Raw genomic sequence first — 25056 nt, forward strand, 5'->3', positions numbered from 1 at the left:
AGCGCAGCCGTGCAGGCGGGCCGAGCAGAACCGCGGTCGCGGCGCGCGCCTGACAGACTCGGCGAGGTGCACCCGGACCCTCGCACACGGCTGACAGAAGCCCGCCTCTACTACCTCGTCGCGGCCGCGGGCGACGGCCTCGACGAGGCGCGGATCGAGGCCGCGCTGCGGGGCGGTGTCGACATCGTGGAGCTGCTCACCGACGGCAGCGGCGCCTCCGACGGCAGCGGCGAGCTCGACGGCGAGCAGCTGCTGGCGGCCGCCGCGCGCCTGCGACCGCTGTGTGACCGCCACAACGCGCTGCTCATGCTCCACAACCGGCCCGAGCTGGTCGCAAGCGCTGACGCCGACGGCGTGCACATCGACACAACCGCGATCGATCTTGCGCAGGCGCGCACCACGATCGGGCCGGACAGGCTGCTCGGCGCCTCCACCCACACAGCCGAGGAGATCGTCGCCGCCCAGTCGCTGCCGCTTGACTACATCAGCGTCGGACCGGTGCACGCGACGCCGATCCGGCCGCAGGCGCGGCCCGTGGGCACGTCGCTTGTGACCTTCGCCTCGCGCAACTCAACGCTGCCGTTCTTTGCGGTGGGCGGCATCGAGGCGCACAACACCGGCGCGGTCGCCGCCGCCGGGGCGCAGCGGATCGCGGTGCTCCGCGCCATCGCGCAGGCCAGCGATCCAGCGCTGGCCGCCACGGTGCTGCGCGCCGAGATCACCTCACCGGCCGACTTCCTCGAGCGCTACCGAGCCCGCACCGAGGCCCAGAACGCCGCCGCGCGGGCGCGCCTTGAGCCGCTTGCGCCGGGCGAGCGGCCCTGGCCGCTGCAGCTCGCAAGCGCCGTCGCGCTGCTGGCGGCGGTCGTCAACGTGGTCGCCTTCCTGGCGGGCGCAAAGCTCCAGGGCGGCAGCCTCCCGGTCGGCGAGCTGCTGCCGTTCGTGTTCGTGATGCTGGCGCTGGCCGCCGGCATGTGGCGCCGCTCGGCGGCAGCGCTGTTGGTCTTCATGGCCCTGCTCACGCTGATCATCGTGCTCTTCTCGCTGTTTTTGATCGAGGCCAGCAACCTGCTCGGCGTGATCGTGCCGCTGCTGTTCATCGGCGGCGGCGGCTTCCTGTTCTGGAAGCTCGTGCGAGTCCTCGGCCGCATCCAGGCGCCCGCTGTCGGACCGCCCGGCGGTCCCGCTGGACCGCCGGGTCGCTAGCCTCTCTAGACGTGCCAGATAACACTTTCGACGTCATCGTGATTGGCTCGGGGCCGGGCGGCTACGTCACCGCCATCAGGGCCGCCCAGCTTGGATTCAAGACCGCTGTGATCGAGAAGGACAGGATCGGTGGTCGCTGTCTGAACTATGCGTGCATTCCGGCCAAGGCGGTGTTGCGCACAGCTGATGTTGTGGCGGAAATCCGCGAGGCGGGTGAGTTCGGTATCAGTGTCGGTGCGCCGAGCGTTGATTTCGCTGCCGTGATGGAGCGCCGCAACCGGGTTGTGGCGACGCTCACCGGCGGGGTTGCGGGTCTTTTGAAGAAGAACGGCGTGACGGTGTTCGAGGGGTCCGGCACACTCGGCCCGGAGCGCACGGTGAGCGTCGCCGGGGAGAGCTACCAGGCACGGTTTGTGGTGTTGGCGACCGGCTCGGTGAAGCGCCCGATCCCGGGCACGGAGTTTGGTGGGCGGGTGATCGGCACCGAGGAGGCGTGGGCGCTGAGTGAGCTTCCGGGGTCGCTGGCGGTGATCGGCTCGGGCGCGTCGGGGTCTGAGATCGCCTCCGCCTACGCGCGGCTCGGGACCGAGGTGAAGCTGTTTGAGGCGCTCGAGCGTGTGCTGCCGGCCGAGGACGCCGATATCTCCCGCCTTGCGGAGCGAGGGTTCAAAAAGCAGGGGATCGAGGTTCACACGAGCACGATGGTCACCAACGTTGCAAGCGGCGAGTCGAAGGTCAGCTTCGCCTACGGTGAGCAGACCGGTGAGGCTGACTATGTGGTGATCGCGGCTGGGCGCGGCCCGGACGTGGAGGGCCTGGGGCTTGAGCAGGCGGGGGTCGCGCTTGACGAGCGTGGCCTGATCGCCGTTGACGGGGCGATGCGCACCAGCGTGCCGGGCGTTTATGCGATCGGTGATCTGGTCGCCGGCCCGGCGCTGGCGCACAAGGCCTCTGATGAGGGTGTGATCGCGGTTGAGGACGCGGCCGGCCTGACAACCCATCCGATCAGCTACCCGGACATCCCCAGAGCGACGTTCTGCACCCCGAACGTCGCGAGCTTCGGTCTGACCGAGGAGCAGGCGCGCGCGCAGGGCCACGACGTGGTGGTCGGCAAGGTGCCCTACGGTGCCGTTGGTGCCGGAACCGTGTATGGCGACCGCCAGGGGATGGTCAAGCTGATCGGAGACCGGCGCTACGGCGAGCTTTTGGGCGGCCACATAATCGGCGCCAAGGCGACCGAGCTGGTACAGGAGCTGGTCAACGCCAAGCTGCTCGAGGGCGGCTACCCCGAGGTCGCACACGCGATCCACGGTCACCCGACCCTCTCAGAAGCGGTCATGGAGGCCGCCCGCGCACTCGACGGGTGGCTCATCCACGGTTGAGCAGCCGGCCGGGGCGTGGCCTCGGGCCTGTCACCTGCGACGTGCAACCCCGCCGCAGGCCGTTTCCGGTTATCGTGACTGCGGATGAGTGAGCCGGTGACACCGCTCTCGGAGCACGGCCTGGGCGAGCACGGCCTCAAGGGAGAGACCACGACGCTCGAGCCGGATCGCCAGGAACGCCTGATCGCCCGGCGCAGCGCCGAGAGCCGCGCGACCGTGCCGACCGTTGAGTTCAGCGCCATCGCAGACGTCGACGTGCTGCTTGCGCGCGAGCGCGAGCTCGGCTGTGGGATCGCCGCGGCCGTCATCGCGGCGGCCGCACACGCGCTGCGCACCGTGCCACGCGTCAACGGCTCCTACCGCGACGGTCGCTACGAGCTGCACGGCCGCGTCAACATCGGCGTCACGCTGGTCGGCGACGGCCTCTACACGACACCGACGGTCTTTGACGCCGACCAGCGCTCGGCTGCCGAGCTCGGCGCCGAGCTGGCCGGCACGTACGCGCGCGCCCGTGAGCAGGAGCTGCACCCGGCGCAGCTCGCCGGCGCCACCTTCACGGTGGTTGACTCCAGCGAGTACGACATCGTCGCGCTGACGCCGCTGATCACCCCGCCCCAGGCGGGTGCGCTCGCCTTCGGACCGATCCGCGACGTGCCGGTGGTGCGCGACGGGCAGGTGGTCGCGGGCCATACCATGCAACTTTCGCTGGCGGTAGACCACCGGATCGTCTACGGTCACCATGCCGCGGCCTTCCTGGCGGAGGTCAAGGCCTTTCTCGAGGAGGCACGCATATGACAGACATGCAGACCGAGGTGGAAGTGGCTGCTGAGCGGATCGCCGAACGCGGCCGGGCAGCGCTCGTGGAACGCCTGCGCGGCGCATACCGGGCCGCCGCCACCACCCACGCCGATCTTGTCACGATCGACGCTGACCGCCTGGAGGCGATGGTCCAAGACGCGGCCGGCAGAGCCGACGGACTGCAGTGGCGTCGCGCGCTGGCGGAGGTCGCGGCTGGCGAGTTCGGCGTGAGCGTCGGCGAAGCGCTGAGCCACCCGGCCGTGGCAGAGGCTCAGCGGATGGTCGGTGCGCCCTCCTACGAGGAGAGCCTGGCGGAGCTGATCGCCCGGCCCGTGCCGCCGGTGGCACCAGCGGGCGCGGGACGCTCCGATCCGCAGCTGTCCACCCGGGCACCCGCACCGCAGCGGGCGCCCGAGGAGCAGCTGGAGCGTGTGACGGCCGATGACGTCGTGGTCGAGCTGATGCCCGAGCCGGAGCTCGTCGACTACGAGACCGAGCTCTATGACGTGGTCGCGTCCTTCGCTGAAGAGGAGGAGGAACCGGTGGATGCGGTGCCCGCACCACCGTCCGGCTCAACGCCGCCGGCAGCGACGATCCCGCACGCGGGTCCTGCGCCCAGCCCGACACCGCCCGTGCCGTCCCGGCCGCCCGCCGCCGTCACGCCGCCGCCGTCTGCCCCGCTGCCGCCGCCGGCGCCCGCCTCCCCAGTCGCGCCCGCACCGTGGGAGAAGCTGGGCGAAGCCCTCCATGAGATGCCAGGTGGCGCGCTGGTACCGGTCTCGAGCGAGCCCGACGAGCTGGTCTTCCCAGCCGTTCACGAGGGTGGTGTCGCAAATCTGCCCAAGCGTCATGAAGGGCTCGGGGTGTGCGTCTCCAGCGCCGGCGTGGACATCCTCGAGGGCGAGCACGAGATCCTCGGGCGTCTGCTCTGGGACGAGATCGAGACGCTACAGGTCGTCAGCCTGCGGCCGAAGCGCCGCAACCCGGAGCCCCGGGCGCGACTGATCATCCGCACACCCCAAGGCGACGCGAGCTTCGGCGTACCGGGCATAACCGGTGACGAGCTACGTGACCGGATCGAGCCGCTCCTGGCCCGCTACGGGCAGAACTGACAGCTGGCTCTGCTCACCGCGCAATCCAAGCCGCTTGCGCATCACCTCGATCGCGGTGGGGCTGGAGTCGACGAGCACGTAGTGGCGCCCGAGCGTCGCGCAGACCGCGCCGAGGGTGCCTGAGCCGGCGAACGGGTCAAGGCACCAGCCGCCGGGGCGCGATGACGCGGCGACGATCCGACGCAGCACCCCCTCTGGCTTCTGCGTCGGGTAGCCGGTCTTCTCGCGGCCGTTGGTGGCCACGATCGTGTGAAACCAGACGTCGGTGGGCCGCTTGCCGCGCGCGGCCTTCTCCGGCCCGACCAGGCCGGGCGCCATGTAGGGCTCGCGCTCCACGGCGTCGGCGTCAAAGTGGTGAGCGCCCGGCACGCGCGCATAGACCAGGATCGTGTCGTGCTTGGCGGGCCAGCGGCGACGCGGCTTGGCGCCGTAGTCGTAGGCCCAGATCAGCTCGTTGAGAAAGGCCTCGCGCCCGAAGATCTCATCCAGCAGCAGCTTGCAGTAGTGCGACTCACGGTAATCGATATGGAAGTAAAGGGTGCCGTGCACGGCCAGCAGCTCGCGGGCCGCACGCAGCCGGGGCTCGAGGAAGGCGAGGTAGTCCTCGAAGGCATCGTCGTAGCTCAGCCGCTCGAGCTGCCGGCTCTCGTAGCGACGGCCCCCGAAGCCGGTGCGCGAACCGGGGCCGCTGGCCGCGGGCGCCTGCCTGACCTCGAGCCGTGTGCGCGCCTGCGCGCGGCCGGTGTTGAACGGGGGGTCCATGTAGATGAGGTCAAACGCGCCATGCGGCAGCCTGGTGATCACCGCCAGGTTCTCGGCGGCGATCACCAGGTCGTCGTCTAATGTCAGCGCCGCGTCGGCACCCTGAATGCGCACCGCCTTCACGATACGGCCCGCGTCGGCAGGGCAGCGCGCCAACGAGGGCTTGTCCGTCGGTCTAAGGACCCCCAGGAGCCGCTGGTGGGTGTCTCAGTTCGTCGCAAGGGTCAACCGCCGTCACCTCGCCGTCCACGTCACAGGATCGGGCGAGCGTGTTGTAGACGGTCCCGTGCGCGGCGAGGTTGCGCCGCAGCAGTTCAAGGCGCCGCGGTGACTGCAAGCCGCCAGCGCCCCACACAAGAGCTCCGCTGGACCGGGCAGCTGATCGCTGCGACCGGGTGAGCTGTCGAACCGCATGCGCTCGCGCCGGGCATCGATCTCGGAGATGCCCGGCGCGAGCAGTCGTGCTGTGACCTCGTAGCTGACAGGGTTCAGCGCTGCCATGCGGTGCCGGTGCGGATCGCGTTGAGTGTGCGGGCTGCGACGACCAACCAGATGAGCAAAAGGCCGAGGCTCAGCGCCGCGCCGACCCATTCAAGCGTGATGTCCTGCCAGACGCGCGCCAGTTGAAGCGTGGCGACCGCGTAGGCGCCCAGGGGGAAAGTGAAGCCCCACAGCCCAACCCCGTACGGCAGCCCACCGTGGCGCAGGTAGCGCACGAGCAGGGCGGCCGCGGTGACGAGCCACCACACACCGAGTCCCCAGAGCACGGTTGCGCTGAGCTGCGAGAGGATCTGCACGACACCGGCGCTCGCGCCCCAGTAGGGGTGCCCGGCGGCGGCCAGTCGGAGCAGCGCGATGCTACCCACGCCGATCGGGCCGAGCCCGATCACGAGCGTTGGCGCAAGCCCTGCGGACGGCAGCGGATGGAAGACGAGGCGGAAGAAGACCACCGCGGTCAGCAGCAGGAAGAGCAGCAGGCCGATGCCGAACGCGCCGTAGCTGGTGAGCAGCAGCAGGCGTCCAGCCGCCGGGCCCACGTGCGGCAGCAGGGGGATGAGGGTGAGCGGGATGATGATCGCGACGACAGGCGGAATGAACCAGCCGCCGTTGGCGCTTTCGCTGCTGATGCGCTCGTGCGTGAACAACGAGTAGGCGAAGAGCACGCCTGAGGCAAACGCAAGCGGCGCCCCAACCGCCGTCATGATGGCGACGAGCACAAACACCGCGTGGGCGGACATGATCGTCTGACCGACGGTGGCGAACCCCACCGCCAGCACAAGTAGGGCGGCGGGCAGGGTCGCATACATCGCGCCGACCACCGGGTCGTGCAGGTCGGTCAGCGCCGCATCGCCGTGGTGCACCAGACGCAGCAGGTAGGGGACCGCGATCAGGACCGCCAGGGCCGCGGCCAGCAGCACGAACGCGACCCCGACGTCGTGGGCCGCGGTCACCGTCGAGCTCACGTTGCCCGGATTCATGTACGCAGCCACGCCGACGATCACGGTGCCCATGACCACGCTGAACCAGCCGGGATGGAATGCGCGCAGCGTCCCCAGCGGGGTACCGGCGGCAACCTCGTCCGGCGGCGACCCGGGAGGGATCTCGCGGTGGTCGTCGGTCTCCGCCGACGGTGCCCAGCGGACCTCGGTCGACGGCATCTGCTCGATGGTGCTCATCGTCGCCTGCCTTTCAAAGTGGACTGTTTCAAGGTGGACCGGCTCACTCCACATTCTCTGCCGACGCGCGCTGGGGGCCATCGGTCCGCCGCCACAGAACGCTTGTGGAGAAGCCCCCAGTCCCGGGCGCCGCCGCCTGCTATCGTGGATCGACGATGAACGATCAGACTGTTGTGGCGTGCTACGAGCCGGACACTGGCCCGGAGAGCTCGGTCCTTGCCTCTGAAGCGGGCCAACAGGAGCTCGCGGCGTTGGCGAAGGCCCTTGGCCACCCGGCGCGCGTGCGGATCCTGCGCATCCTGCTGGCGCGGCAGGCGTGTGTTTGCGGGCAGATCGTTGACGAGCTGCCTCTCGCGCAGGCGACCGTCTCCCAGCACCTGAAGGTGCTGCGCGAGAGCGGTCTGGTCCAGGGCGAGATCGACGGGCCGCGCGTCTGCTACTGCGTGAACCGTGAGCGCCTCGAGCTGCTCGGATCGCTCATCACCGAGCTGCTCGATCTGCAACCGGACCGCGAAGCCCGTCACGCAACGCAGGCGCTCGGATGAGCCGCAGAGCCTGACTCAACAAAGGACAAACCACCATGGCCAAAGTCGTAATCCACATCTTTCACGACGACGAGAACTCACTCGCCGCCGGCTCTCACGTCGCCGAACGCGTCCGCCAGGTCGCAGCCGAAACCAACATCGAGCTCGAGGTCTACATCTTCGGCGCCGCGCAGGCCGCGCTCACAGACACAACCGGTGATGCCAAGCGTGCCGATTACAACAACCAGATCGACGAGCTCACCAGGGCCGGCGTGCGCGTCGGCGCCTGCCTGAACGCCGCCCGAGCGGCTGGAACCGAGACGAGTCTGACCGAACGCGGCATCACTCTCGAGTACGCGCGCGACGGGATCGTCACAGGAACTGTGTAGGCATCAGCGAAGGAGATCGCATGCCTACCACGACGAAGACCATGAGCAGTGATGTGTTGTTGGCCCAGCCCCCGTTCGGGGTGATGTCTCCCGCGCCTGGGTTGGGCGGGGAGGAGCGAAGCGACGAGCCGCCCAACCCAGGCGCGGCGCGGCCGGTGCCGGGGCTCGAGGAGGCGGTCGAGCGCGCGATCGCGCGTCGGCGGGTCCGTTGCGCGGTTGGGGGCGTTGAGGAGTCCTTGATCTCCGACGAGGTGATCGACGAGCTGCTGGCTGGCGCCAGGACCGAGGAGGAGATCCTTGGGTCAGGCGGGGTTCTTGGCCGGCTGACTAAACGGCTGGTGGAGCGTGCGATGAACGCGGAGCTGACCTGCCATGTCGGCTATGAGCCCCACCAGGAGCCCGCTGGCGGCGCGGCCAACCAGCGCAACGGGACGAGCGTAAAGACGCTCGTGAGCGATCACGGCAAGATCGTGATCGACGCGCCCAGGGACCGGGCAGGCACGTTTGAGCCGCAGATCGTCAAGAAGCGTCAGCGGCGCCTTGCCGGGATCGATCAGAAGATCCTCGCGCTCTACAGCCGTGGCCTGTCGACCCGTGACATCGAGGGCTACATGCAAGAGCTCTACGGCACGGGTGTGAGCCGTGAGCTGATAAGCCGCGTGACCGACCAGGTCGCAGACGACGTGCGTGAGTGGGCCAAACGGCCGCTTGAGACGATCTACCCCGTCGTGTTTTTGGACTGCATGGTGCTCAAGATCCGTGATGGTGGCAGCGTCGGGCACAAAGCGCTCTACATAGCGCTCGGGATCACCCTGGACGGCGACCGGGACGTGCTCGGCATGTGGTTTCAGGAGACGGAGGGCGCGAAGTTCTGGATGCAGGCGCTCAACGACCTGAAGACCCGTGGTGTGCGCGACATCCTGATCTGCTGTGTCGACGGGCTCACAGGGTTCCCTGAGGCGATCGAGGCGATCTTCCCGAAGACCACGGTCCAGACATGCATCGTGCACATGATCCGCTCAAGTCTCAAATACGTGCCCAGACGCGACCGTGAGCAAGTCGCCCGCGACCTCAAACCGATCTACACCGCGATCAACGCCGAGCAGGCATGGGCCGCACTGGAGGCCTTCGATGAGAAGTGGGGAGCGCGCTTCCCGATCATCACCCGGCAGTGGACCGCCGCCTGGGAGCACATCACACCGTTCCTCGCCTTCCCCGCCGAGGTCCGCCGGATCATCTACACCACCAACGCGATCGAGGCGCTCAACCGGCAGCTACGCAAAGCCATCAAAACCAAGGGCAGCTTCCCCAACGAGGACTCAGCCCGCAAGCTCGTCTACCTCTGCCTCCAGAACGCCGTCCCGCAATGGACCCGCTGCCGGAACTGGACAGCCGCGCTGCTAGCGCTCAAGATCCACTTCGGTGACCGGATCCCGGACGCAAGCTGACCACCACCCATTGACACGACGAGAGTAACTGTTAACCTGAAGAAACCACGCTTACACAGTTAACGTGACGCCCTCCGCGCGACGCCTACGTCCGCTATGCGCTCGAGGGCGCGACCGTGATCAACTTCTGATGGCAGCCCTGGAGCCTAGTGCGCACGCCTAAATTAGTGTCGTGATTGGTGGAAGGGCTTTAGTTTCCCGGCGTTGAACTGGAGGGCATGATTGATGAGCGTGCGATTGCTGTGAGGTGGGAGTCGGTGGGCCCGTTGTTGGATGAGCGTCAGCGGCGGGTGTTCGCGGCGGGGGAGGCGCGTTCGCATGGTCGTGGCGGGATCGCCGCGACGGCGCGTGTGACCGGTCTTTCGCGCAGGACGATCGAGCGGGGGCTGGTGGAGCTTCAGGCGGGTGAGCGTTTGGAGGCGGGCCGGGTGCGTCGGCCTGGTGCTGGGCGCCCGTCGCTTGTGGCCAGAGATCCGACAGTGGTGGAGGATCTCGAGCGGCTGGTGTGCCCGGCGACGCGTGGTGATCCTGAGCGGCCGCTTCTGTGGACGTCGAAGAGTGCCGCGAAGCTGGCGGTAGGGCTCAGGGAGCTGGGCCATGAGATCGCCGACCGGTCGGTGCTGCGGCTGCTTGCCGGCAGCGGGTACACGGTGCAGGCGAACGTCAAGACCAGGGAGGGCAAAGATCATCCCGATCGTGACCAGCAGTTTGAGCACATCAACTCAACGGTCGCGCAGGCGCTTGCGGCTCATGAGCCGGTGATCAGCATCGACACCTCATGCCGACGTCGGCATGAACCGTCTGATGCCGACCTGGCGGGCATGCCGATCTCGGCCTGAAAGTCCTAGCGGAGTGGGGTGATCGTCCACGACCTGGCCGGCATGATCGCGCGGGTCTTGTCGAGCTGGCTCGAGATCGTCCCCAGGCGGATCCCTAGACGTTCCGGGACACGCAACTCCGTGCTGGCCCCTTTTGACAGCCCGTAAGCCTGGCGAATATGCCGACCTTCCCGCAGCGATCACCCTGCATCCTGCGGCATGAGCCAGAGGGAGGTCGGCATGACCGCCAGGTCGGCATCAGACGGTAAGAAGAAGGAGCTGGTCGGCAACTTCAAAGCCGTTGGGCGTGAGTGGGCCAAAAGCGGTCAGCCGGTGCAGGTCAACACCCATGACTTCCCCAGCCACGCTGAGGGCAAGGCGATCCCTTACGGTGTCTATGACCTGGCACGGAACGAGGGCTGGATCCAGGTCGGGGTCAGCTCAGACACCGCCCAATTCGCTGCCGGCTCGATCCTCGCCTGGTGGCGGGGACTTGGCCGGGAACGCTACCCGCACGCCACGATCCTGACGATCACCGCCGACTCCGGCGGATCAAACAGCGCCCGCGGACGGCTGTGGAAGATCGAGCTGCAAAAGCTCTCCGATCTGATCGGCATCCCGATCCGGGTCTGCCACTTCCCGGCCGGCACGTCGAAGTGGAACAAGATCGAGCACCGCCTGTTCAGCTTCGTGAGCGTCAACTGGCGCGGCAAGCCGCTCTACGACTACGCCACGATCATCAACCTGATCGCCTCAACGACCACCAGCACCGGCCTGAAGGTCTACGCCCGTCTGGACCAGGCCGACTACCCCAAAGGCATCGAGGTCACCGACGCCGAGCTGGCGAACGTCAACATCGAACGTCATGAGTTCCACGGCGACTGGAACTACACCATCCACCCAGCAACTACGACACTAATAAAGTCGTGAGTCCCTAGCCCAGGCTCGCACGCACAGACCGCTCCGGCGGACCGCTGGTATGTTCCGAGCTGGCTCGAGGGACCGGGCCTGCCGGAGTTTCAGGTGATCGACACGCGCTCCGCCCAGGGACGCCTCGAGCAGCGCGCAAAGACCGTGACCATCGCCGACCTGGTGCTCTTCCACGGCCACGCCTGCGACGGCCTGATACGCGGCGTGTGGGCGATGCGCGCGCTCGCGGACTTCGCCTTCGGCGACCGGCCGATCGACCGCAGCGACCTGCTGGTGGTCTCCAAGAACTCGCCGTGCCTGGGCGACGTCGCCGCCTACCTGACCGGTGGCAGGGCGCGCTACGGCACCCACCGGCTCGACGACACGCTCGGCGTCGGCTTCCAGATCCAGATCCTCTCGACCGGCGAGTGCTACGAGGTCCGCGAGCAGCCCGGCTTTTTCCCGCAGCAGATCACGGACTGGGAGGCGGCGCTGCTCGGCGCGCTCGACGATGAGCTCAAACGCGAGCTCCTGCCGGTCCACGAGACCGCCCAGTGGGACTGGGTCCGCGAGGCGCTGCTGCCAACCTCACCTGCCGAGCACTACCATGCGCGCCGCCTGGAACACCTGGAGCTCCCGCCCGCGCTGGCGCAGGCGCGCCGCACTGACACGATCAACCGCCTGGTTCAGCCACCGGCCGAAGCCCACAGCGCTTACGACCCCGACCTGAGCGCCGCCTCGCCCAACGAACCGTACGACGGGCGCTGGAGGCAGCGCTACCAGTCCGGCCCAGCTGCGGGCCAGCCCTGAGCGGCGAGCCAGGCGCAGTGGCGGCCGCGATGCTCAGCGCCGCCGGTTGGCGGCGGCGCGCTTGAGCTCTGCGGGCGCCGCAACCGCGCCGCCCTTGCGGCGCTTCGCCCCCACCATCGGCGGCACGTCGGCCCCATGGAAGGCCAGCGCGCCCTCGATCTCGAGCTCGCGCCACTCCTCCCAGACGCCGGTCACGCCCGTCGTGAAGTCGAACTGCGGCGACCAGCCGGCCGCGTGTGCGCGCGCCGGGTCGACGATCACCGCCGGCATCTCACCCGGCCGCGCGGGGCCGTGAGTCACGGGCAGCTCGGCGCCACTCACGCGTCGCACCTCGTCGATCACCTCGAGCACCGACAACGACCGGCCCGCGCCGATCACCACCGGGCCAGACCAGTTGGCGTTGGTCAGGCCGATCAGCATCGCGCTGACAACGTCCGCGACGTGAACGTAATCGCGCACCTGCAGCCCGTCGCCGTAGACCTCAAAGGCGCCGCCCAGACGGATCGCGCGCATCAGCCGCGCGATGATGCTGTCCTTGGCCTGCATCCCGGGGCCGTAGACGTTGGTCAGGCGCAGCGCGGTGCAACGGATCCCGTAGACGGCGGTGTAGGCCGACATCAGCATCTCACCCGCCGCCTTGGTGGCACCGTAGGGCGTCAGCGGGCGCAGGCTCGCGCGCTCGGTGATCGCCGGATCGAGCATCGGTCCCGTGACCGCGTTGGTCGAGGCGAACACAAGCGCGCGCACGCCCGAGGTGCGCGCGCCCTCGAGCACCCGGTGCGTGCCCGCCACGTTGGTCTGGTAGGTCAGCTCGGGGCGCTGGATCGAGCGCAGCACCGAGGTGACCGCGGCCAGGTGCACGACGCCATCAAAGCCACCGTCAAAGGCCGCCTCGATCACCTCCGGGTCGGCGATGTCGCCGCGCACAACATCCACCTCCGGGTCCGGATGCGCCTGCAGGTCGACCACCCGCACCGTCGCCCCGGCATCCGCAAGCGTCGACACCACGTGCCTGCCGATGAAGCCCGACCCGCCCGTGACCAGCACTCGCTGGCCCTGAAGGGCGCCCGCCGCGATGCTCACGCTACCGCCAGACGGGCGGGGTTGGTACCGAGAATTCGCATTCGAGTGCTCCTGTAGCCTTGGGGTCGTAGTCACGGGTCAAGAGGCGGCGCCCGCAACTGCACTCGGGGGATGCCGCCGAGTCGCCGGGTACGAGAGATCGCCTGCGCGCTCAGCGCAGCATAGCCAATGACCAATGGGTATTCGTACCGGTCAGGCGCAGCAAATGCGGGTGAAGAGCCCACTTCTCACGGAACACTCACCGTTCCCCTACAGAATATTGAGGTCCGTCAAGCCAGCGTAAAAGCGGGCCACCTACCGCGCCCGCGCCGGCACGCCCGTGACCGTGACCCCCGCGGCCACGTCCCTGGTGACCACGGCGCCGGCCCCGACCACCGCGCCCGCCCCGACCACCAGCGGCTGCCCCGGGTGGCCGTTGACCGTCACCGCCCCGGTTCCGATGAACGCGTGCGCCGCCACCGTCACGTTGCCCGAGATGTGCACCCCCGGTGAGAGCGTCGCAAAGGCGCCGATCACCGCATCGTGCCCGACCGTGCAGTCGAGGTTGATCTGGGCATGGCGCTCGACGACGATGTTGACCGTCAGGATCGACCCGGCGCAGACCACGACGCCCTCCTCGAAGGTCACGTACTCGTGGTCGTATTCGACGCTCGGGTGCACGAGCGGCGGCGTGGCCACGAGCCCGGCGGCAAGCGCCTTCTCCACCAGCCGCTCGCGCAGGTGCGGGTCGCCGACCGTCGCGACCACCCCGGCACCCGGGTAACGGTCGACGGCCTGCTCAAGCGTCAGCACGCGATGGCCGTTCAGGACCGCCGCAGGCGCGTTGTCGTCGATGAAGCCGGCTACCTCGAAGCGCTCATCCCGCCAGCTCGCGCGCGCAACCCAGGAGGCGACCTCACGCCCGAAACCGCCCGCCCCGAAGATCAGCAGCTGCACGGGCGCGATCCTAGCCCTTGGCGGCGCCGTGCTCGTCGCCACCGAGGTCGACTCCGCCGGAGGCGTCCTCGTGGTAGAGGCCGTGCCCACCCAGCACCATCCGCACGGTCAGCGCCAGGATCTTCAGATCCAGCCACAGCGAGCGGTGCTCCACGTACCAGACATCGAGCTCGATCCGCCGCGACCACGGCAGCGAGGCGCGGCCGTTGACCTGCGCCCAGCCGGTGATCCCGGGCGCCACCAGCAGCCGCCGGCGCTGATCCTCGGTGTAGAGCTCGACCTGGCCCATCAGCGTCGGCCGCGGCCCGACCACCGCCATCTCACCGCGCAGCACATTCCAGAGGTTCGGCAGCTCGTCGAGCGAGTAGCGGCGCAGAAACTCGCCGGTGCGCGTGATCCGCGCGTCCCCCGGCAGCACCGCCAGACCCGCACCGATCCGCTCGGCGCCGCTCACCATCGTGCGCAGCTTGTAGATCCGAAACGGCCTGCCGTTGAGCCCCGCCCGCTCCTGTGTGAAGATCGGGCTGCCCGGCGACTCAAGGCGGATCAGCAGACACAGCACCGCCACCACGGGCGCGGTCAGCACCGCGCCGGGCACGGCGATCAGCAGGTCAAGCGCGCGCCTTGATCGCTCCACTCCGCTCACCGCGTCCCCTCGACCGTCTCCCAGACCGGCGAGCGCTCGCCGCGCAGCCAGTCCCAGAACCCGACCGCGATCGCCCAGTTGGTGACCAGGTAGTAGCGCGCGACCAGAAGTGGCCGCAGGCGCAGCCGTGGCGCCAGCGCGGCGCCGGCCAGCAACGCAAGCTGCGCCGCCAGCGTGACCAGGTAGATCGTGCCGCCGCCCACCAGCAGGATGTTGACGATAAACGCGAGCGCGTGCAGGAACGGGATCGCGTAGCGCAGGATCCGGTGCGAGAGGATCATCAGCGCATACAGCGGCGTGTAGCCGCGCGGCGAGAGCAGCCCGCTCTCAAACATCGTCGGCCAGGTGGCGCGCGCCATCCGGCGCTTGCGCTCGAACTCGCCCTCGAGCGTCGGCGCCATCTTCTCGCTGGCACGCGCCTGCGGGACATAGACCGCGCGCAGGCCGCGCTTGACCATGCCGAACGGGAAGGAGAGGTCGTGGCCAGCCAGCGGGTCGATCACCATGTAGGTCTCCCGGCGGGTGGCGTAGATCGCGCCGTTGCCGGCGGTGATCGAATAGAGCGCCGACTCCATGCGCCGCAGCCACATCTCGTAGCGCCAGTAGAGCCCCTCCTGGTTGACGCCACCCTCGGCCAGGAAGCTCACGTCGCCGCAGGCGTAGCCGACCAGCGGATCGGCAAAGGCGTCGACCAGCCTCCGCAGCGCGTCCGACTCCCACTGCGCATTGGCGTCCGTGAACGCCAAAAGCTGCCCGTGCGCGTGCGCGACACCGGCATCCTGGGCGCGGATCTTGCCGCCGCGCGGGAGCTCGAGCACGCGGTCGGCGCCCGCCGCGCGGGCACGCGCCACCGTCTCGTCGCTCGAGCCATCCGAGCAGACGATTAGCTCGAGACGCTCGGGCGGGTAGTCAAGGCCGCGCAGGTTGGCGATCCGCGCTGCGATCACCCGCTCTTCGTTGTAGGCGGGGATGATCACGCTGACGCTCGGCAGCTCGCCCTCCCAAACCCGCGCCGGCCGGTCGACGCCCCGCATCCGCATGAGCAGCGCAAGCAGCAGCGGGTAGCCGAGCTGCGTGTAGAGGATCAGCGCCACCGCCGCCCAGAAGACGATCGCGGCGATCAACATCCCGCGACCTGCTCATACAGCGCGAGCGTCGCCGCTGCCGCGGCCTCCCACGAGTACTGCCCGCGGGCGGCGCTGGCCGCTGCGGCGGCCAGCGCCGCCCGCCCCGACCCGTCCGCCAACAGCTCGACCAGCGCAGCATGCAGCGCGCCCACATCGCCGGGCGCGACCAGCCGCGCGGCGCCGAGCGCACCCACGTCACGCAGGCTGGGCAGATCGCTCATGACGATCGCCTTGCCGTAGCCGAGCGCGGTCGCAAGCACGCCGGAGAAGCCGTAGCGAGCGCTGCGCTCATACGGCAGAACGACCAGGTCGGCGCGTCTGAACAGGGCGGCCTCCTCGGCGGCCGAGACGAAGCGCGGCACGAGCCGCGCGCCAGCGGGCGCAGCGGCGAGCAGAGCGCCGGTGTCCATCATCGCGCGCCCGACCACCCAGAGCTGGGCGTCGCTGACCCCGCGCCAGGCCTCGAGCAGCGTGGCGGTCCCCTTGTAGGGGCGGATCAGGCCGTAGGAGAGCACCACCGGCTCGCCGCTGTCCTCGAGCTCCGGCGGCAGGCGCGCCTCGGCGGCCTCCGGTGGCGGCAGAAACGCGCCATGTGGGATCACATGCACCGTTGCCGGGTCCAGGCGGTGCTCGGCGATCACCTGGGAGCGCGCGGCCTGCGAGAGCACGACCGCCGCCGCCACCCGACGGAAGGCGCCCCCGCCCAGTGGCGCCCGCCCAGCGCTCGGCAACGGGTCGTGCAGGGTCAGCACGACCGGACGTGACGGCAACAGCGCCAGGTCAAGGCGCGGCAGCACCAGCCACTGGTAGTGGCAGACGTCGGCGTCGGCGCGGCCACGGTAGCGCAGCGCGTCGAGCGGGTGCTCGGCGCGCTTTGTAAGCGCACGCAGGCGCGAGCCGGCGGGGCCAAGGGCGTGACGGTAGAAGACCTCCTCGCTCGCGTAGCCGACCGGCACCGGCGGCTCGCCGTAGGCGAAGCGGCTGGTGAGCAGCCGCACCTGCGCCCCTGCCGCCGCCAGCGCGGCGGCCAGCGCGTGGTCGTAGGGCAGCGAGTAGGCGGGCGGGTCGAGCAGATCGACGCGCATCAGCGCCGCCTCCATCGGCTCAGGCGCCGGTGGTCCGCGGCGCCACCGTCCGCGGCGTTTGACATGCGCAGGCCGACCTGTTCCTCGATCGCCAAGTACACCTGCACGCCGAGGAACAGGAGGCGGTCGCGGCGCGGGGTGGCAGCCGCGGCGGTGGCGCTGTGACCGTCGGCGCGGACGCTGAGCCCCGCGCCGATCCCGACGCGACTGAGCAGCAGCCGCAGGCCGCGGCGCAGGCCCGGGTCGGGCTTGAAGTCGGGGTAGCGCTCAGACAGCCAGCGCGCGCCGGCCGCGTAGCCGCGCCACTGGCGTCCCAGGGCGCGCAGGCTGGTGCGGTAGGCGTGCCCGACCACGGCCTGCTCGTTGAACTCAAGGCCCCAGCCCGCAGCCGCCAGGCGCCAGATCAGGTCTGTGTCCTCGGCCGCGAGGATGCCCTCCGTGTAGCCGCCGATCGCCTCGAAGGCGGCGCGGCGCACGAGCAGGTTGGCGCTCGAGGCGCGGGGGCGCAGCGGGTGGTTGACGTGCGCGCGCTGGCCGAGGAAGTTACGGGCGGTGGCGTAGCGCGCGGCCAGCGTGCTCCTGTCGGGCACGCCGGCGATGTCGCCGGTGACGGCGCCGGTGCGCGCGGCGATCGGCGCCGCGAAGAAGCGCTCGATCAGGTCCGCGGGCGGCTGCACGTCTGAGTCCAGGAAGAGGATCCAGTCGCTTGAGGCCGCGGCCGCACCGCGGTTGCGGGCGTGACCGGGGGAGCGCTCGCCGGTGGCGATGACCCGCCGTATGCGCTCGGGTGGCGCCGGGGCGCCCCAGCTGTTGTCTGAGAGGATCAGCTCGTCGCCCGGCCGCGTGGCAAGGCCCTCAAGCGTCGCGTAAACCCGCGCCGCTTCCTCAGGCGTGCCCGCGAACGGCACCACCACGCTCACCGCCGGGCGTGGGCGCAGGAGCTCGTCGGGCGGACTCACGCTGCCCCCATGCGTGCCCGCAGGCGCGAGAGTGCCGCGCGCCCCTGTTCCAGTTCGGACCGGCGCACGAAGCCGGTCACAAGCAGCGCGGGTCCGATGGCGACGAACACGAGCGCGCGCAGCGCGAAGCCCCCGAGGCCGGTGTCGGGTGCCAGCAGCTCGCCGGCCGTTGTCAGACCACCGGCGATCAGCACCAGCTGCGCGAGACGGCGCCAATCGAAGCCGACCGGGAAGGCCCGGCGGACGAGCAGATGCATGACCGCGAGCATCGCCACGTAGGCACCGCACAGCGCCACGCCGGCGCCCGCGATCCCGTAGTGGGGCACCAGCACGATCAGCAGCACCACGTTCACCGCCAGGCCGACGAGCGCCGCCGGGAAGTTCCGGCGCGTGACCTTGGCGCGGCCGGCCACCACCAGCAGCACGACCCAAAGTCCATACAGCGCCCAGCCGAGCGACACCCAGGGGATCGCCACGTAGGAGCCCAGATAGCCGCGGTGTGGGGCCAGCACAGTGATGATGTAGCGATCCTCCAGGGCCAGGCCGGCGACCGCCCAACCGGTCAGCGCACAGTAGTAGGTGGTCACAAGGCTGTACAGACGCGCCGCCTGGGCGTCGTCGGCGACCGAGTAGGCGAGCGGTGGCCAGGCGTACTGGAAGGCGGTGACGACCAGCGTGATGGCGCCGGCGACCTTCATCGCGATCGCGTAGCGGCCGGCCGCGGCGGGACCCTGGCTGTGGACCAGGTACTGCCGGTCCAGCACGCTGAGCGCATACACCGACGCCTCCGCCGGCAGTGTCGGCAGGCCGAAGCGCAGCAGCGTGGCCAGGCTGTCCGCGGCCGCGGCGCGGCCGCGGCGCGCCCCCTCGCGCGCAAACGGACCGATCAGGCGGCCGCGCAGATGCCACCAGAGCCCGAACAGCACAACCGTCGTGGTGCCGTAGTTCGCGATCAGCAGGCCCTCGTAGCCACGTCGAAGGCCGACGACCAGCACTACGGAGACCGCCACCGTCACCACCACGTTGATCGTGTTGACAACCGCGTAGGCGCGCAGGCGCTCGTCGACGCGGAGCACCGCCTGCGCGAGCTCGAGGTTGGTGAAGGACCAGACCCCTAGCACGGCGATGCGGAAGGCTCCCGGCACGCGCTCGCTGGTCACCAGCACCGACAGCGGGCCGGCCGGCAGCGCCAGGGCTACACAGATCAGCGTGGTGGTGAGGACCACGACGACGGTCGTGCGCCGCACCAGGGCATCGCGGCGGCCTCTGTCCTCATCGCTGAAGTAGTAGCGCAGAAACGATTCGATCAGGCCGAGGCGAGCGACGATGCTGACCAGGATCACGAACGTGGCGAGCGTCTCGACGATGCCGTAACCGGCGGGCGGGATGCGGCCCGTATAGACCGGCAGCAGCAGAACGGCCAGGAGCTTCTGCAGAATGCTCGGCAGCTGGTAGGCGCCGAGCGCGCTGGCCAGGCGTTTGAGGTAGGCGGCCATATAGGCGCCCTAGCGTAGTCAGTGGCCGGACGCCAGCGTGCGGCGACGCCCAAACCGAGACCTGCTCACCCCTGCCCGGAGAGCACCGTCCAGGCGTTGGCCATCAGGATCTGGGAGTCGGCGTTGTGGGCCAGGCTCGCGCCGAAGTCCGGCAAGCCGACCTCGATCACCGTGCCGTGGCCGTAGCGGAAGCCGACCACGGCCAGGGTGCCACTGCTGATCCCCGCCGCGGAGTAGGTGCTCCCGGCGGGCGGCTGGAGCGGCTGGTACTCGTTGAAGCCGCCGAAGGTCACGGGCCCGGCGAGGATCCCGAGCGGGTCCGCAAGCGTGGTGATCAGCTGTCCGCTCGTGGGTGTGACGGGTCCGCGCCTGACACCGAAGGGATCGGCGGTGGGCAGGGTCGGCGCCGAGGCGCGCGGGTCGGCGGGGAAGCCGCTGATGTGGACCAGACCCCGGAAGGTGCCCGTGCCGAGCGTCATCACGCTGCCGCCGGCCCGGACGAAACGCTCGAGCGTGCCCACCAGAGACTGGGGCAGGAACTCCTCACCGTCCGCAAACAGCACACCACGGCGTCGGGCGAGCGTCGGCCCGCGGCCCTGCGCCAATGCCACGTCGGTCGTCAGCTGGTAGCGGAGGTGCAACGACCGCAGGTATGCGAGCAGCGCGGCGTCAGCGCTTGAGCCCAGCGGCAGGCCGTCCACCAGTGGGCGCCTGAGCAGCGTGGCGTCGCCGGCCGCGAGCGTGTCGGGCAGGCCGTCGCCGGTGTCGTCAACGGGCGTGTCACCCATCCAGGTCAGCGTCGGCAGCACAACCAGAACCGGCGCGCGTGCCGCCTTCGCGCCCGCCTGTGCCGCGACGAGCGGCACGATCGCGCGCTGCCGGCCGGACTGGACGGTGAGCGTGTAGATGCCGGACTGCCGGCGGGGCATCCGCACGTGGAAGTGGCTCTGCCCGGCCTGGCCGGAGCCGTGAGCGAGCACGCGTCGATTCGCGGGCGCGCGCAGCCGCCATTTGAAGGGCGCAAGCGGCGAGTAGATCCCGACGCGGGCGCGGGCGCCCGAGGCGGTGGCGGTGAGCGGCGGAGTGACAGCCAGATAACGGATCGTCACGCCGGCGTGCGGCGTCGTGGCGGCCCTGGGCGGCAGGCGGGCGGGCCAACTGGCCTGGTCGCAGGCGGGGTTCTGGGCGGTGATGCCGACCAGGTAGGTTCCGGCCGGGGCCGGCTGCCCGTCGATCTTACCGTTCCAGACCGTCCAGTTGCGGCGCAGATCGGCCACCGGCAGGCTCAAGACCAGCTGCGGCCGCCCGACCACGTCGGTGCGGTAGATGTCGATCCAGACCCGCCGGTAGGCGGCCTTTGTGAAGGTGATCCTGACCTTGCCCCGCGGCGGGGTCAGCAGCGCCGGGCCCGGGAACCGCACGACCGTCGCGGAGCGCTTGGTAGCTGCCGCGCCGCCTGTGGTGCTCGTCGAAGATCCACCCGCGGCGGCACTCGCCGCCCCAACCAGGCTCACATTCAGCACGCGCGGATGTGGTGGCGTGGTCAGCACCTGCACCGGTGCCTGCGAGAGGTTGATCGACCGGTCCTGCTGGGCCAGCACCACGCGGAAGTAATAGGTGCCAGCCGGGGCGAGCTGGCCGTTGGACAGCCGCCCGTTCCAGGTGAACACGCGGCTGTCGCGCTGGGTCTGCACGGGATGAGCGGGGCCGGGGGCGGCCAGCATCGGCGTGCCGGAGCTGAGCGTGTCGATCGGGCCGCCGCCGGCGTTGGCGGCGCTCACGATGTAGACGCCCACCGAGTTGTCGGCGTGACTCAGCGCGAGCGTCAGCTTCGTCTGCGCGTAATTGAGCGGCTTATGGCTGCGGGAGATGCAGACACGCCCGTTGACAGGATCAAGCGCTGCCGGAATCGGGTTGAGTGGCGCCCAAAGCAGCGGCGGCGCGGTCTTCAGGGTCTGGACGAGGAAGAAGGCGGCGATCGTCGCGAACGCCAGCAGCACGAAGCCCACAAGCGGCACGCGGCGGCTCACAGCGCAATCACCCCCGTGTTGGGCACGTCGTACTCATGGAAGGCATCCAGGCCGCGCGGATCCGCGCGGCAAAGTACCGTCCGGATGCAGCCGCGGTGACAGACCACAAGCGCCGGCAGCGGGCCGGCTTTGCGAATGTCCGAAAGTGCCGCCCAGACCCTGTCTGAGTGCTCCTTGAGCGACTCCCCGCCGGGGAAGCGAAAGCCGGCCCCGGCGCGCAGCCAGGCGGCGTACGCGTCGGGGTCCTCACGCGCGACCTCGGCGAACAGCCGGCCTTCCCAGCTGCCGCGGTTGCCCTCACGCAGGCGTGCGTCCAGCCGGGGTTGGAGCCCGATCCGCTCGCCCACGATCTGCGCGGTCTGCACCGCGCGTGTCAGATCGGAGCTCCAGAGCGCGCGGACCGCGAACTCGGCGGCCACGCGCTGCGCCAACGCGTGCGCCTGCTCAAGGCCCTTGGCGTTCAGCGGCGTGTCCCGGAAACCCTGGAAGCGCAGCGGTTCGATGTTGTCGTCGGTCTGCCCGTGGCGTGCCAGCAGCAGACCGCTATCACCAGCGAGCGCAGCCATCGCTTGCCCTGCGACGGGTGCCGACCTCAGCCCGCTGCCGAGCTCGAGGCGAGGCTGGCACGGTCCTGGCCCAGAGAGACGACGACGTTGGCGGAGCACGAACCGAGCGATGCGCCGGAGGCGCTGATCGCACAGCTCGTCAGCACGGCCGAGTTCGCAGGTTGCACCCGGGAGGAGCCCAACGCGAGCGCCTTGGCGACATGCTTGGCGGCCCGGAGGTTGGCGGCCCTGTCTCTGCCCGTCAGGTAGTAGACGTAGCTGAGCTGCTCGGTCTGCGACGAGGCGTTGGTGATGTTGCCCTGCTTGTAACCGTCGCCGGCGAGCTTGGTGCCGACATCTGCGGCGAGGCCGGCGACCGCGGTCCCGTTCATCACCGCGACGGTCACGTGCGCCGGGTTGAACGGTGGGAGCTTGGCCTGCGTCACATGCTTCGCGGCGGCCGGGCTGGAGGATGCCTGCTGGCTGGCTGACGCCTTGGGCGACGCTTTGCCCGCGCTCGTGCCACCTGAGCTCAGAATCACGACCAGGCCCACAACGATCACAAGCAGCGCGACCGCGCCGACTGCGATTGGCAGCAGGCGTCCGCTCAGCCAGCCCGGTCCGAGCGGATCCTCCTCGAGCAGCGGAAAGGAGTTCGCCGGGCGCGGTCTCGAGCTGATCCGGCTTGGCGGGGCGCCGCTACCCGGCGCACCCGCGGCCTCGACGGGTCTTGGCACCGGACGGCTCGGGAAAGGGCCGGCGACGCGAGGCGCAGCGCCAGCCGCGCGCGCCGCGCCGTTCGCGGTTGCAGGCTTAGCGATGAACCTGGTCGCAGACGCCAGCGCCGGCGCACCCATGCCGGCGGGAGCCGCGGGAACGCCGTTGGCACCGTTGCGCCGTGGCGGCACCGGCACGCCAGCGTCCCGGGCGTCCGGGGATGCAGTCAGGGCGGATGGCGGACCGGCGCTGGCAGCCGCCGTGGCGGGGCTTGGTACGCGGCGCACGGTTGGCGACGGCGCAGCCGTGGGTCGCGGAGCGGTCGGCAGCCGCACGCCCGCTGGCGGCGGCACCGGCATCGAGCCTCCGGGGGCGGGCGCTCGCCGCATGCCGGATCCCTGCATCAGCTGCGCGACCCGCGCCTCGAGCCCGGCGACGTGCTGCTGTGACTCCTCCAGCTGCTCACGCAGCGCGGTGGTCTCGCGGGCGTGGGCGAAGTAGAGCACGATGAGGATCGCCACGGCGATGATCGAGGCGAAACCGATGTCGTTGCCGACCGAGCCGATCAGCTTGTGGACGGAGAGTGATGCGAGTGGCAGCAGCATCTGAACGGGCCAGTCTACGACGACGCCTGTCGCATCGGCGTGGCCGTCAGCTCGGCGCGCTGCGCATCCAGCTTGGATACATGCTCAGCCAGCGCGGCCGCGTCACCCTCGAGCACCAGCAGGTTGACCTGGTCGAAGGTCTCCCTCACCCAGGCTGGGTCCAGCGGCTCGCGCTGGGCTCTGATGATCTTCTGGGCGGCCGTGGGCTGTGGCCGCTCATAGGGGTTGAACAGCACCTCGTCGAACTTCTCGCCAGGGCGCGCGCCGATGATGTCGATCGCGATGTCGCGTCCGGGCTCGAGCCCGGACAGTCTGATCATCGTCTCGGCGAGCGTGACGATCTTCATCGGCTCGCCCATGTCGAGCACGAACACCTCGCCGCTGCGCTCCGACAGCGACCCGGAGCGGATCACGAGCTGCACCGCCTCCGGAACCGTCATGAAGTAACGCGTCATGCGTTCGTCGGTGACGGTCACCGGGCCGCCGGCGGCGATCTGACGACGGAAGATCGGCACGACCGAACCGGAGGAGCCCAGCACGTTGCCGAAGCGAACGGTCGTGTAGCGGGTCGACGGGTGGCGCACGGCTGCCGCCTCAACCGCCCATTCGGCCAGCGCCTTGGAGGCGCCCATCACGGTCGCGGGCATCACCGCCTTGTCAGTCGAGATCAGCACAAAGATCTCAACCCCGAACTCGCCCGCCAAGCGCGCCATCAGCAGCGTCGCCAGGGCGTTGTTACGCACGGCCTCCACCGGGTTGGCCTCCATCATCGCCACATGCTTGTAGGCGGCGGCGTGGAAGATCACCGCCGGGCGATGCTCGCTGAAGACCTCGCGCATGCGCTCGTCCTCCTTGCAGTCGGCCAGCACCGGCACGGTCACGTTGACGTGACGGTCCTCCCTGAGCTCACGCGCGATCTCGAACAGGTTGTCCTCGGCGTGGTCCACGAGCACCAGCCGGCGCGGGCCCACACGCGCGATCTGGCGGCAGAGCTCGGAGCCGATCGAACCGCCGGCGCCGGTCACCATCACCACCTTGCCCTGCAGGTAGGCACCGACCCGCTCGAGCTCCATGTGCACCGGCTCGCGGCCAAGTATGTCCTCGACCCGCACCTCACGCAGCTGTCGGGTGACGCGCAGCTGACCGGCCCCGTCCTGCAGCAGCTCGAACACGGTCGGGGTCGTGCGGACCGGGATGCCGCGCTGGCGACAGGCGCCCACGACCGCGGCACGTACCGTGCCCGGCGCAGATGGGATCGCGATCACGACCTCGTCAGGCTCGACCTCGTCGAGCACCCGCTCCAGATCGGCTTGCGCAGTGGTCCCGAGCACGCGCAGCCCGTACTCATCCCTGAGGCGTCGCTTGCGCGGGTCGTCGTCGATGAAACCGACCGGGCGCATGCGCAGCGCCGCGTTGCGCATCAACTCGCGCACGACCAGGCGTCCGCCCTCGCCGGCGCCGACGATCAACACGTCGCGCGTGCCCTTGGCGACGCGCAGGTTGCGGATCCGCCCCTCGGTCACAAGCCGGGTCATGAAGCGCACCCCACCGAGCAGCGCGAGCATCAGCAGCAGGAACATGACGGCCACGCTGGCCGGCAGCAGCACCCCGGTCCGGTAGCCATGCTTGCCCGGAGCGGTCACCGGGTGGAGCAGGGCGATCGCCCCAACCACCAGTACAGCCGCCACGATTACGCCCTTGCCGAGCTGCTCGAAGTCGCGCTGCCCGATGTAGGTCCAGAGTCGCTCATACAGGCCGAAGCCGGCGAGCACGATCAGCGTGAGCGGCACCACCCACCAGATCGTGCGCGGCAGCAGGTGCACGTACTTGGCGTCGGCGCCAAGTGCCGGCAGACCATCGAAGCGCAGCCAGAAGGCAAGCACGTAAGCGAAGGCGACCAGTACGCCGTCGAGCACGAACTGCGGCAACGAGTGCCTGTGCACGGGCAAGGCCGCGGACCGAAACCGTCGGCTCATCGCGCCCGATTCTATTA

The 25056-nt window shown here is 69.8% G+C and carries 22 protein-coding genes and 1 pseudogene; 10 read left to right on the forward strand and 13 right to left on the reverse strand.

What is annotated here, in order from left to right:
• Positions 1–66: 66 nt before the first annotated feature.
• The 4 genes from M3M54_RS11795 to M3M54_RS11810 all read left to right on the forward strand — a co-directional run bounded on the left by M3M54_RS11795 (position 67) and on the right by M3M54_RS11810 (position 4498).
• Complete coding sequence (locus M3M54_RS11795) at positions 67–1206, forward strand: thiamine phosphate synthase (RefSeq protein ID WP_249019244.1); 1140 nt, start codon at positions 67–69, stop codon at positions 1204–1206.
• Between the two features lie 11 nt (positions 1207–1217).
• Positions 1218–2588: a dihydrolipoyl dehydrogenase gene (gene lpdA / locus M3M54_RS11800; RefSeq protein ID WP_249019245.1), complete on the forward strand. Its 1371-nt coding sequence runs from the start codon at positions 1218–1220 to the stop codon at positions 2586–2588.
• Positions 2589–2672: 84 nt separating this feature from the next.
• Positions 2673–3383, forward strand: a complete 711-nt coding sequence (locus M3M54_RS11805) for a 2-oxo acid dehydrogenase subunit E2 (protein ID WP_249019246.1) — start codon at positions 2673–2675, stop codon at positions 3381–3383.
• The gene (locus M3M54_RS11810) at positions 3380–4498 is read left to right on the forward strand and encodes a hypothetical protein (RefSeq protein ID WP_249019247.1); all 1119 of its coding nucleotides are present in this window, start codon (positions 3380–3382) and stop codon (positions 4496–4498) included. Before M3M54_RS11805 ends, M3M54_RS11810 begins: the two co-directional genes overlap by 4 nt.
• On the opposite strand, the gene M3M54_RS11815 is transcribed toward M3M54_RS11810, so the two are convergent.
• Both M3M54_RS11815 and M3M54_RS11820 read right to left on the reverse strand, forming a co-directional pair.
• Positions 4451–5374, reverse strand: coding sequence for a site-specific DNA-methyltransferase (locus M3M54_RS11815; RefSeq protein ID WP_249019248.1), 924 nt, complete (start codon positions 5372–5374; stop codon positions 4451–4453). The two genes, M3M54_RS11810 and M3M54_RS11815, sit on opposite strands and share 48 nt — an antisense overlap.
• 374 nt (positions 5375–5748) lie before the next feature.
• The gene (locus tag M3M54_RS11820; protein ID WP_249019249.1) at positions 5749–6936 is read right to left on the reverse strand and encodes a hypothetical protein; all 1188 of its coding nucleotides are present in this window, start codon (positions 6934–6936) and stop codon (positions 5749–5751) included.
• A 155-nt stretch (positions 6937–7091) separates the two neighbouring features.
• Between M3M54_RS11820 and M3M54_RS11825 the strand changes: the two genes are divergently transcribed.
• The 6 genes and pseudogenes from M3M54_RS11825 (at position 7092) to M3M54_RS11850 (ending at position 11834) form a co-directional block, all read left to right on the forward strand.
• A complete protein-coding gene (locus M3M54_RS11825; RefSeq protein ID WP_249019250.1) occupies positions 7092–7481 on the forward strand; it encodes a helix-turn-helix transcriptional regulator in 390 nt (129 codons plus the stop codon).
• Between the two features lie 35 nt (positions 7482–7516).
• Complete coding sequence (locus M3M54_RS11830; protein WP_249019251.1) at positions 7517–7849, forward strand: DsrE family protein; 333 nt, start codon at positions 7517–7519, stop codon at positions 7847–7849.
• Positions 7850–7869: 20 nt separating this feature from the next.
• A complete protein-coding gene (locus M3M54_RS11835; protein ID WP_249019252.1) occupies positions 7870–9297 on the forward strand; it encodes an IS256 family transposase in 1428 nt (475 codons plus the stop codon).
• A 218-nt stretch (positions 9298–9515) separates the two neighbouring features.
• On the forward strand, positions 9516–10136 hold the full coding sequence (locus M3M54_RS11840; RefSeq protein ID WP_249019253.1) for a hypothetical protein: 621 nt from the start codon (positions 9516–9518) through the stop codon (positions 10134–10136).
• Between the two features lie 240 nt (positions 10137–10376).
• Positions 10377–11045 (forward strand): annotated as a pseudogene (locus tag M3M54_RS11845) (ISAzo13 family transposase); the annotation flags it as partial.
• A gap of 93 nt (positions 11046–11138) precedes the next feature.
• Positions 11139–11834, forward strand: coding sequence for a formylmethanofuran dehydrogenase subunit E family protein (locus tag M3M54_RS11850; RefSeq protein ID WP_249019254.1), 696 nt, complete (start codon positions 11139–11141; stop codon positions 11832–11834).
• A 33-nt stretch (positions 11835–11867) separates the two neighbouring features.
• Here M3M54_RS11850 and M3M54_RS11855 read toward each other — a convergent pair whose 3' ends face one another.
• The 11 genes from M3M54_RS11855 to M3M54_RS11905 form a co-directional block, all read right to left on the reverse strand.
• Positions 11868–12917, reverse strand: coding sequence for an NAD(P)-dependent oxidoreductase (locus M3M54_RS11855; protein ID WP_249019255.1), 1050 nt, complete (start codon positions 12915–12917; stop codon positions 11868–11870).
• A gap of 294 nt (positions 12918–13211) precedes the next feature.
• Entirely contained in the window at positions 13212–13853 is a 642-nt protein-coding gene (locus M3M54_RS11860; protein WP_249019256.1) for a NeuD/PglB/VioB family sugar acetyltransferase, read from the reverse strand.
• Positions 13854–13863: 10 nt separating this feature from the next.
• A complete protein-coding gene (locus M3M54_RS11865; RefSeq protein ID WP_249019257.1) occupies positions 13864–14499 on the reverse strand; it encodes a sugar transferase in 636 nt (211 codons plus the stop codon).
• On the reverse strand, positions 14496–15626 hold the full coding sequence (locus M3M54_RS11870) for a glycosyltransferase (protein ID WP_249019258.1): 1131 nt from the start codon (positions 15624–15626) through the stop codon (positions 14496–14498). Before M3M54_RS11870 ends, M3M54_RS11865 begins: the two co-directional genes overlap by 4 nt.
• Positions 15620–16711: a glycosyltransferase gene (locus tag M3M54_RS11875; RefSeq protein ID WP_249019259.1), complete on the reverse strand. Its 1092-nt coding sequence runs from the start codon at positions 16709–16711 to the stop codon at positions 15620–15622. Before M3M54_RS11875 ends, M3M54_RS11870 begins: the two co-directional genes overlap by 7 nt.
• Positions 16711–17670 (reverse strand): glycosyltransferase, encoded by a 960-nt coding sequence (locus tag M3M54_RS11880; RefSeq protein ID WP_249019260.1) that lies wholly within the window; start codon positions 17668–17670, stop codon positions 16711–16713. The genes M3M54_RS11875 and M3M54_RS11880 overlap by 1 nt, the downstream gene beginning before the upstream one ends.
• Positions 17667–19166, reverse strand: a complete 1500-nt coding sequence (locus M3M54_RS11885; RefSeq protein ID WP_249019261.1) for a lipopolysaccharide biosynthesis protein — start codon at positions 19164–19166, stop codon at positions 17667–17669. Before M3M54_RS11885 ends, M3M54_RS11880 begins: the two co-directional genes overlap by 4 nt.
• Before the next feature lie 65 nt (positions 19167–19231).
• Positions 19232–21196: a N,N-dimethylformamidase beta subunit family domain-containing protein gene (locus M3M54_RS11890; protein WP_249019262.1), complete on the reverse strand. Its 1965-nt coding sequence runs from the start codon at positions 21194–21196 to the stop codon at positions 19232–19234.
• Positions 21193–21762 (reverse strand): histidine phosphatase family protein, encoded by a 570-nt coding sequence (locus tag M3M54_RS11895; protein ID WP_249019263.1) that lies wholly within the window; start codon positions 21760–21762, stop codon positions 21193–21195. Before M3M54_RS11895 ends, M3M54_RS11890 begins: the two co-directional genes overlap by 4 nt.
• Before the next feature lie 26 nt (positions 21763–21788).
• Entirely contained in the window at positions 21789–23063 is a 1275-nt protein-coding gene (locus M3M54_RS11900) for a LytR C-terminal domain-containing protein (RefSeq protein WP_249019264.1), read from the reverse strand.
• A gap of 14 nt (positions 23064–23077) precedes the next feature.
• The gene (locus M3M54_RS11905; protein WP_249019265.1) at positions 23078–25039 is read right to left on the reverse strand and encodes a nucleoside-diphosphate sugar epimerase/dehydratase; all 1962 of its coding nucleotides are present in this window, start codon (positions 25037–25039) and stop codon (positions 23078–23080) included.
• Between the last annotated feature and the right edge of the window lie 17 nt (positions 25040–25056).

Source organism: Conexibacter sp. S30A1 (genome assembly GCF_023330665.1).
GTDB lineage: Bacteria > Actinomycetota > Thermoleophilia > Solirubrobacterales > Solirubrobacteraceae > Palsa-465.

Bases quoted from the DNA above. Each gene is read 5' to 3' on its own strand.
- M3M54_RS11805 (WP_249019246.1), top strand. From the start codon at position 2,673: ATGAGTGAGCCGGTGACACCGCTCTCGGAGCACGGCCTGGGCGAGCAC.
- M3M54_RS11810 (WP_249019247.1), top strand. From the start codon at position 3,380: ATGACAGACATGCAGACCGAGGTGGAAGTGGCTGCTGAGCGGATCGCC.
- M3M54_RS11820 (WP_249019249.1), bottom strand. From the start codon at position 6,936: ATGAGCACCATCGAGCAGATGCCGTCGACCGAGGTCCGCTGGGCACCG.
- M3M54_RS11825 (WP_249019250.1), top strand. From the start codon at position 7,092: ATGAACGATCAGACTGTTGTGGCGTGCTACGAGCCGGACACTGGCCCG.
- M3M54_RS11830 (WP_249019251.1), top strand. From the start codon at position 7,517: ATGGCCAAAGTCGTAATCCACATCTTTCACGACGACGAGAACTCACTC.
- M3M54_RS11835 (WP_249019252.1), top strand. From the start codon at position 7,870: ATGCCTACCACGACGAAGACCATGAGCAGTGATGTGTTGTTGGCCCAG.
- M3M54_RS11840 (WP_249019253.1), top strand. From the start codon at position 9,516: ATGATTGATGAGCGTGCGATTGCTGTGAGGTGGGAGTCGGTGGGCCCG.
- M3M54_RS11870 (WP_249019258.1), bottom strand. From the start codon at position 15,626: ATGTTGATCGCCGCGATCGTCTTCTGGGCGGCGGTGGCGCTGATCCTC.
- M3M54_RS11875 (WP_249019259.1), bottom strand. From the start codon at position 16,711: ATGCGCGTCGATCTGCTCGACCCGCCCGCCTACTCGCTGCCCTACGAC.
- M3M54_RS11885 (WP_249019261.1), bottom strand. From the start codon at position 19,166: ATGGCCGCCTACCTCAAACGCCTGGCCAGCGCGCTCGGCGCCTACCAG.
- M3M54_RS11895 (WP_249019263.1), bottom strand. From the start codon at position 21,762: ATGGCTGCGCTCGCTGGTGATAGCGGTCTGCTGCTGGCACGCCACGGG.
- M3M54_RS11900 (WP_249019264.1), bottom strand. From the start codon at position 23,063: ATGCTGCTGCCACTCGCATCACTCTCCGTCCACAAGCTGATCGGCTCG.
- M3M54_RS11905 (WP_249019265.1), bottom strand. From the start codon at position 25,039: ATGAGCCGACGGTTTCGGTCCGCGGCCTTGCCCGTGCACAGGCACTCG.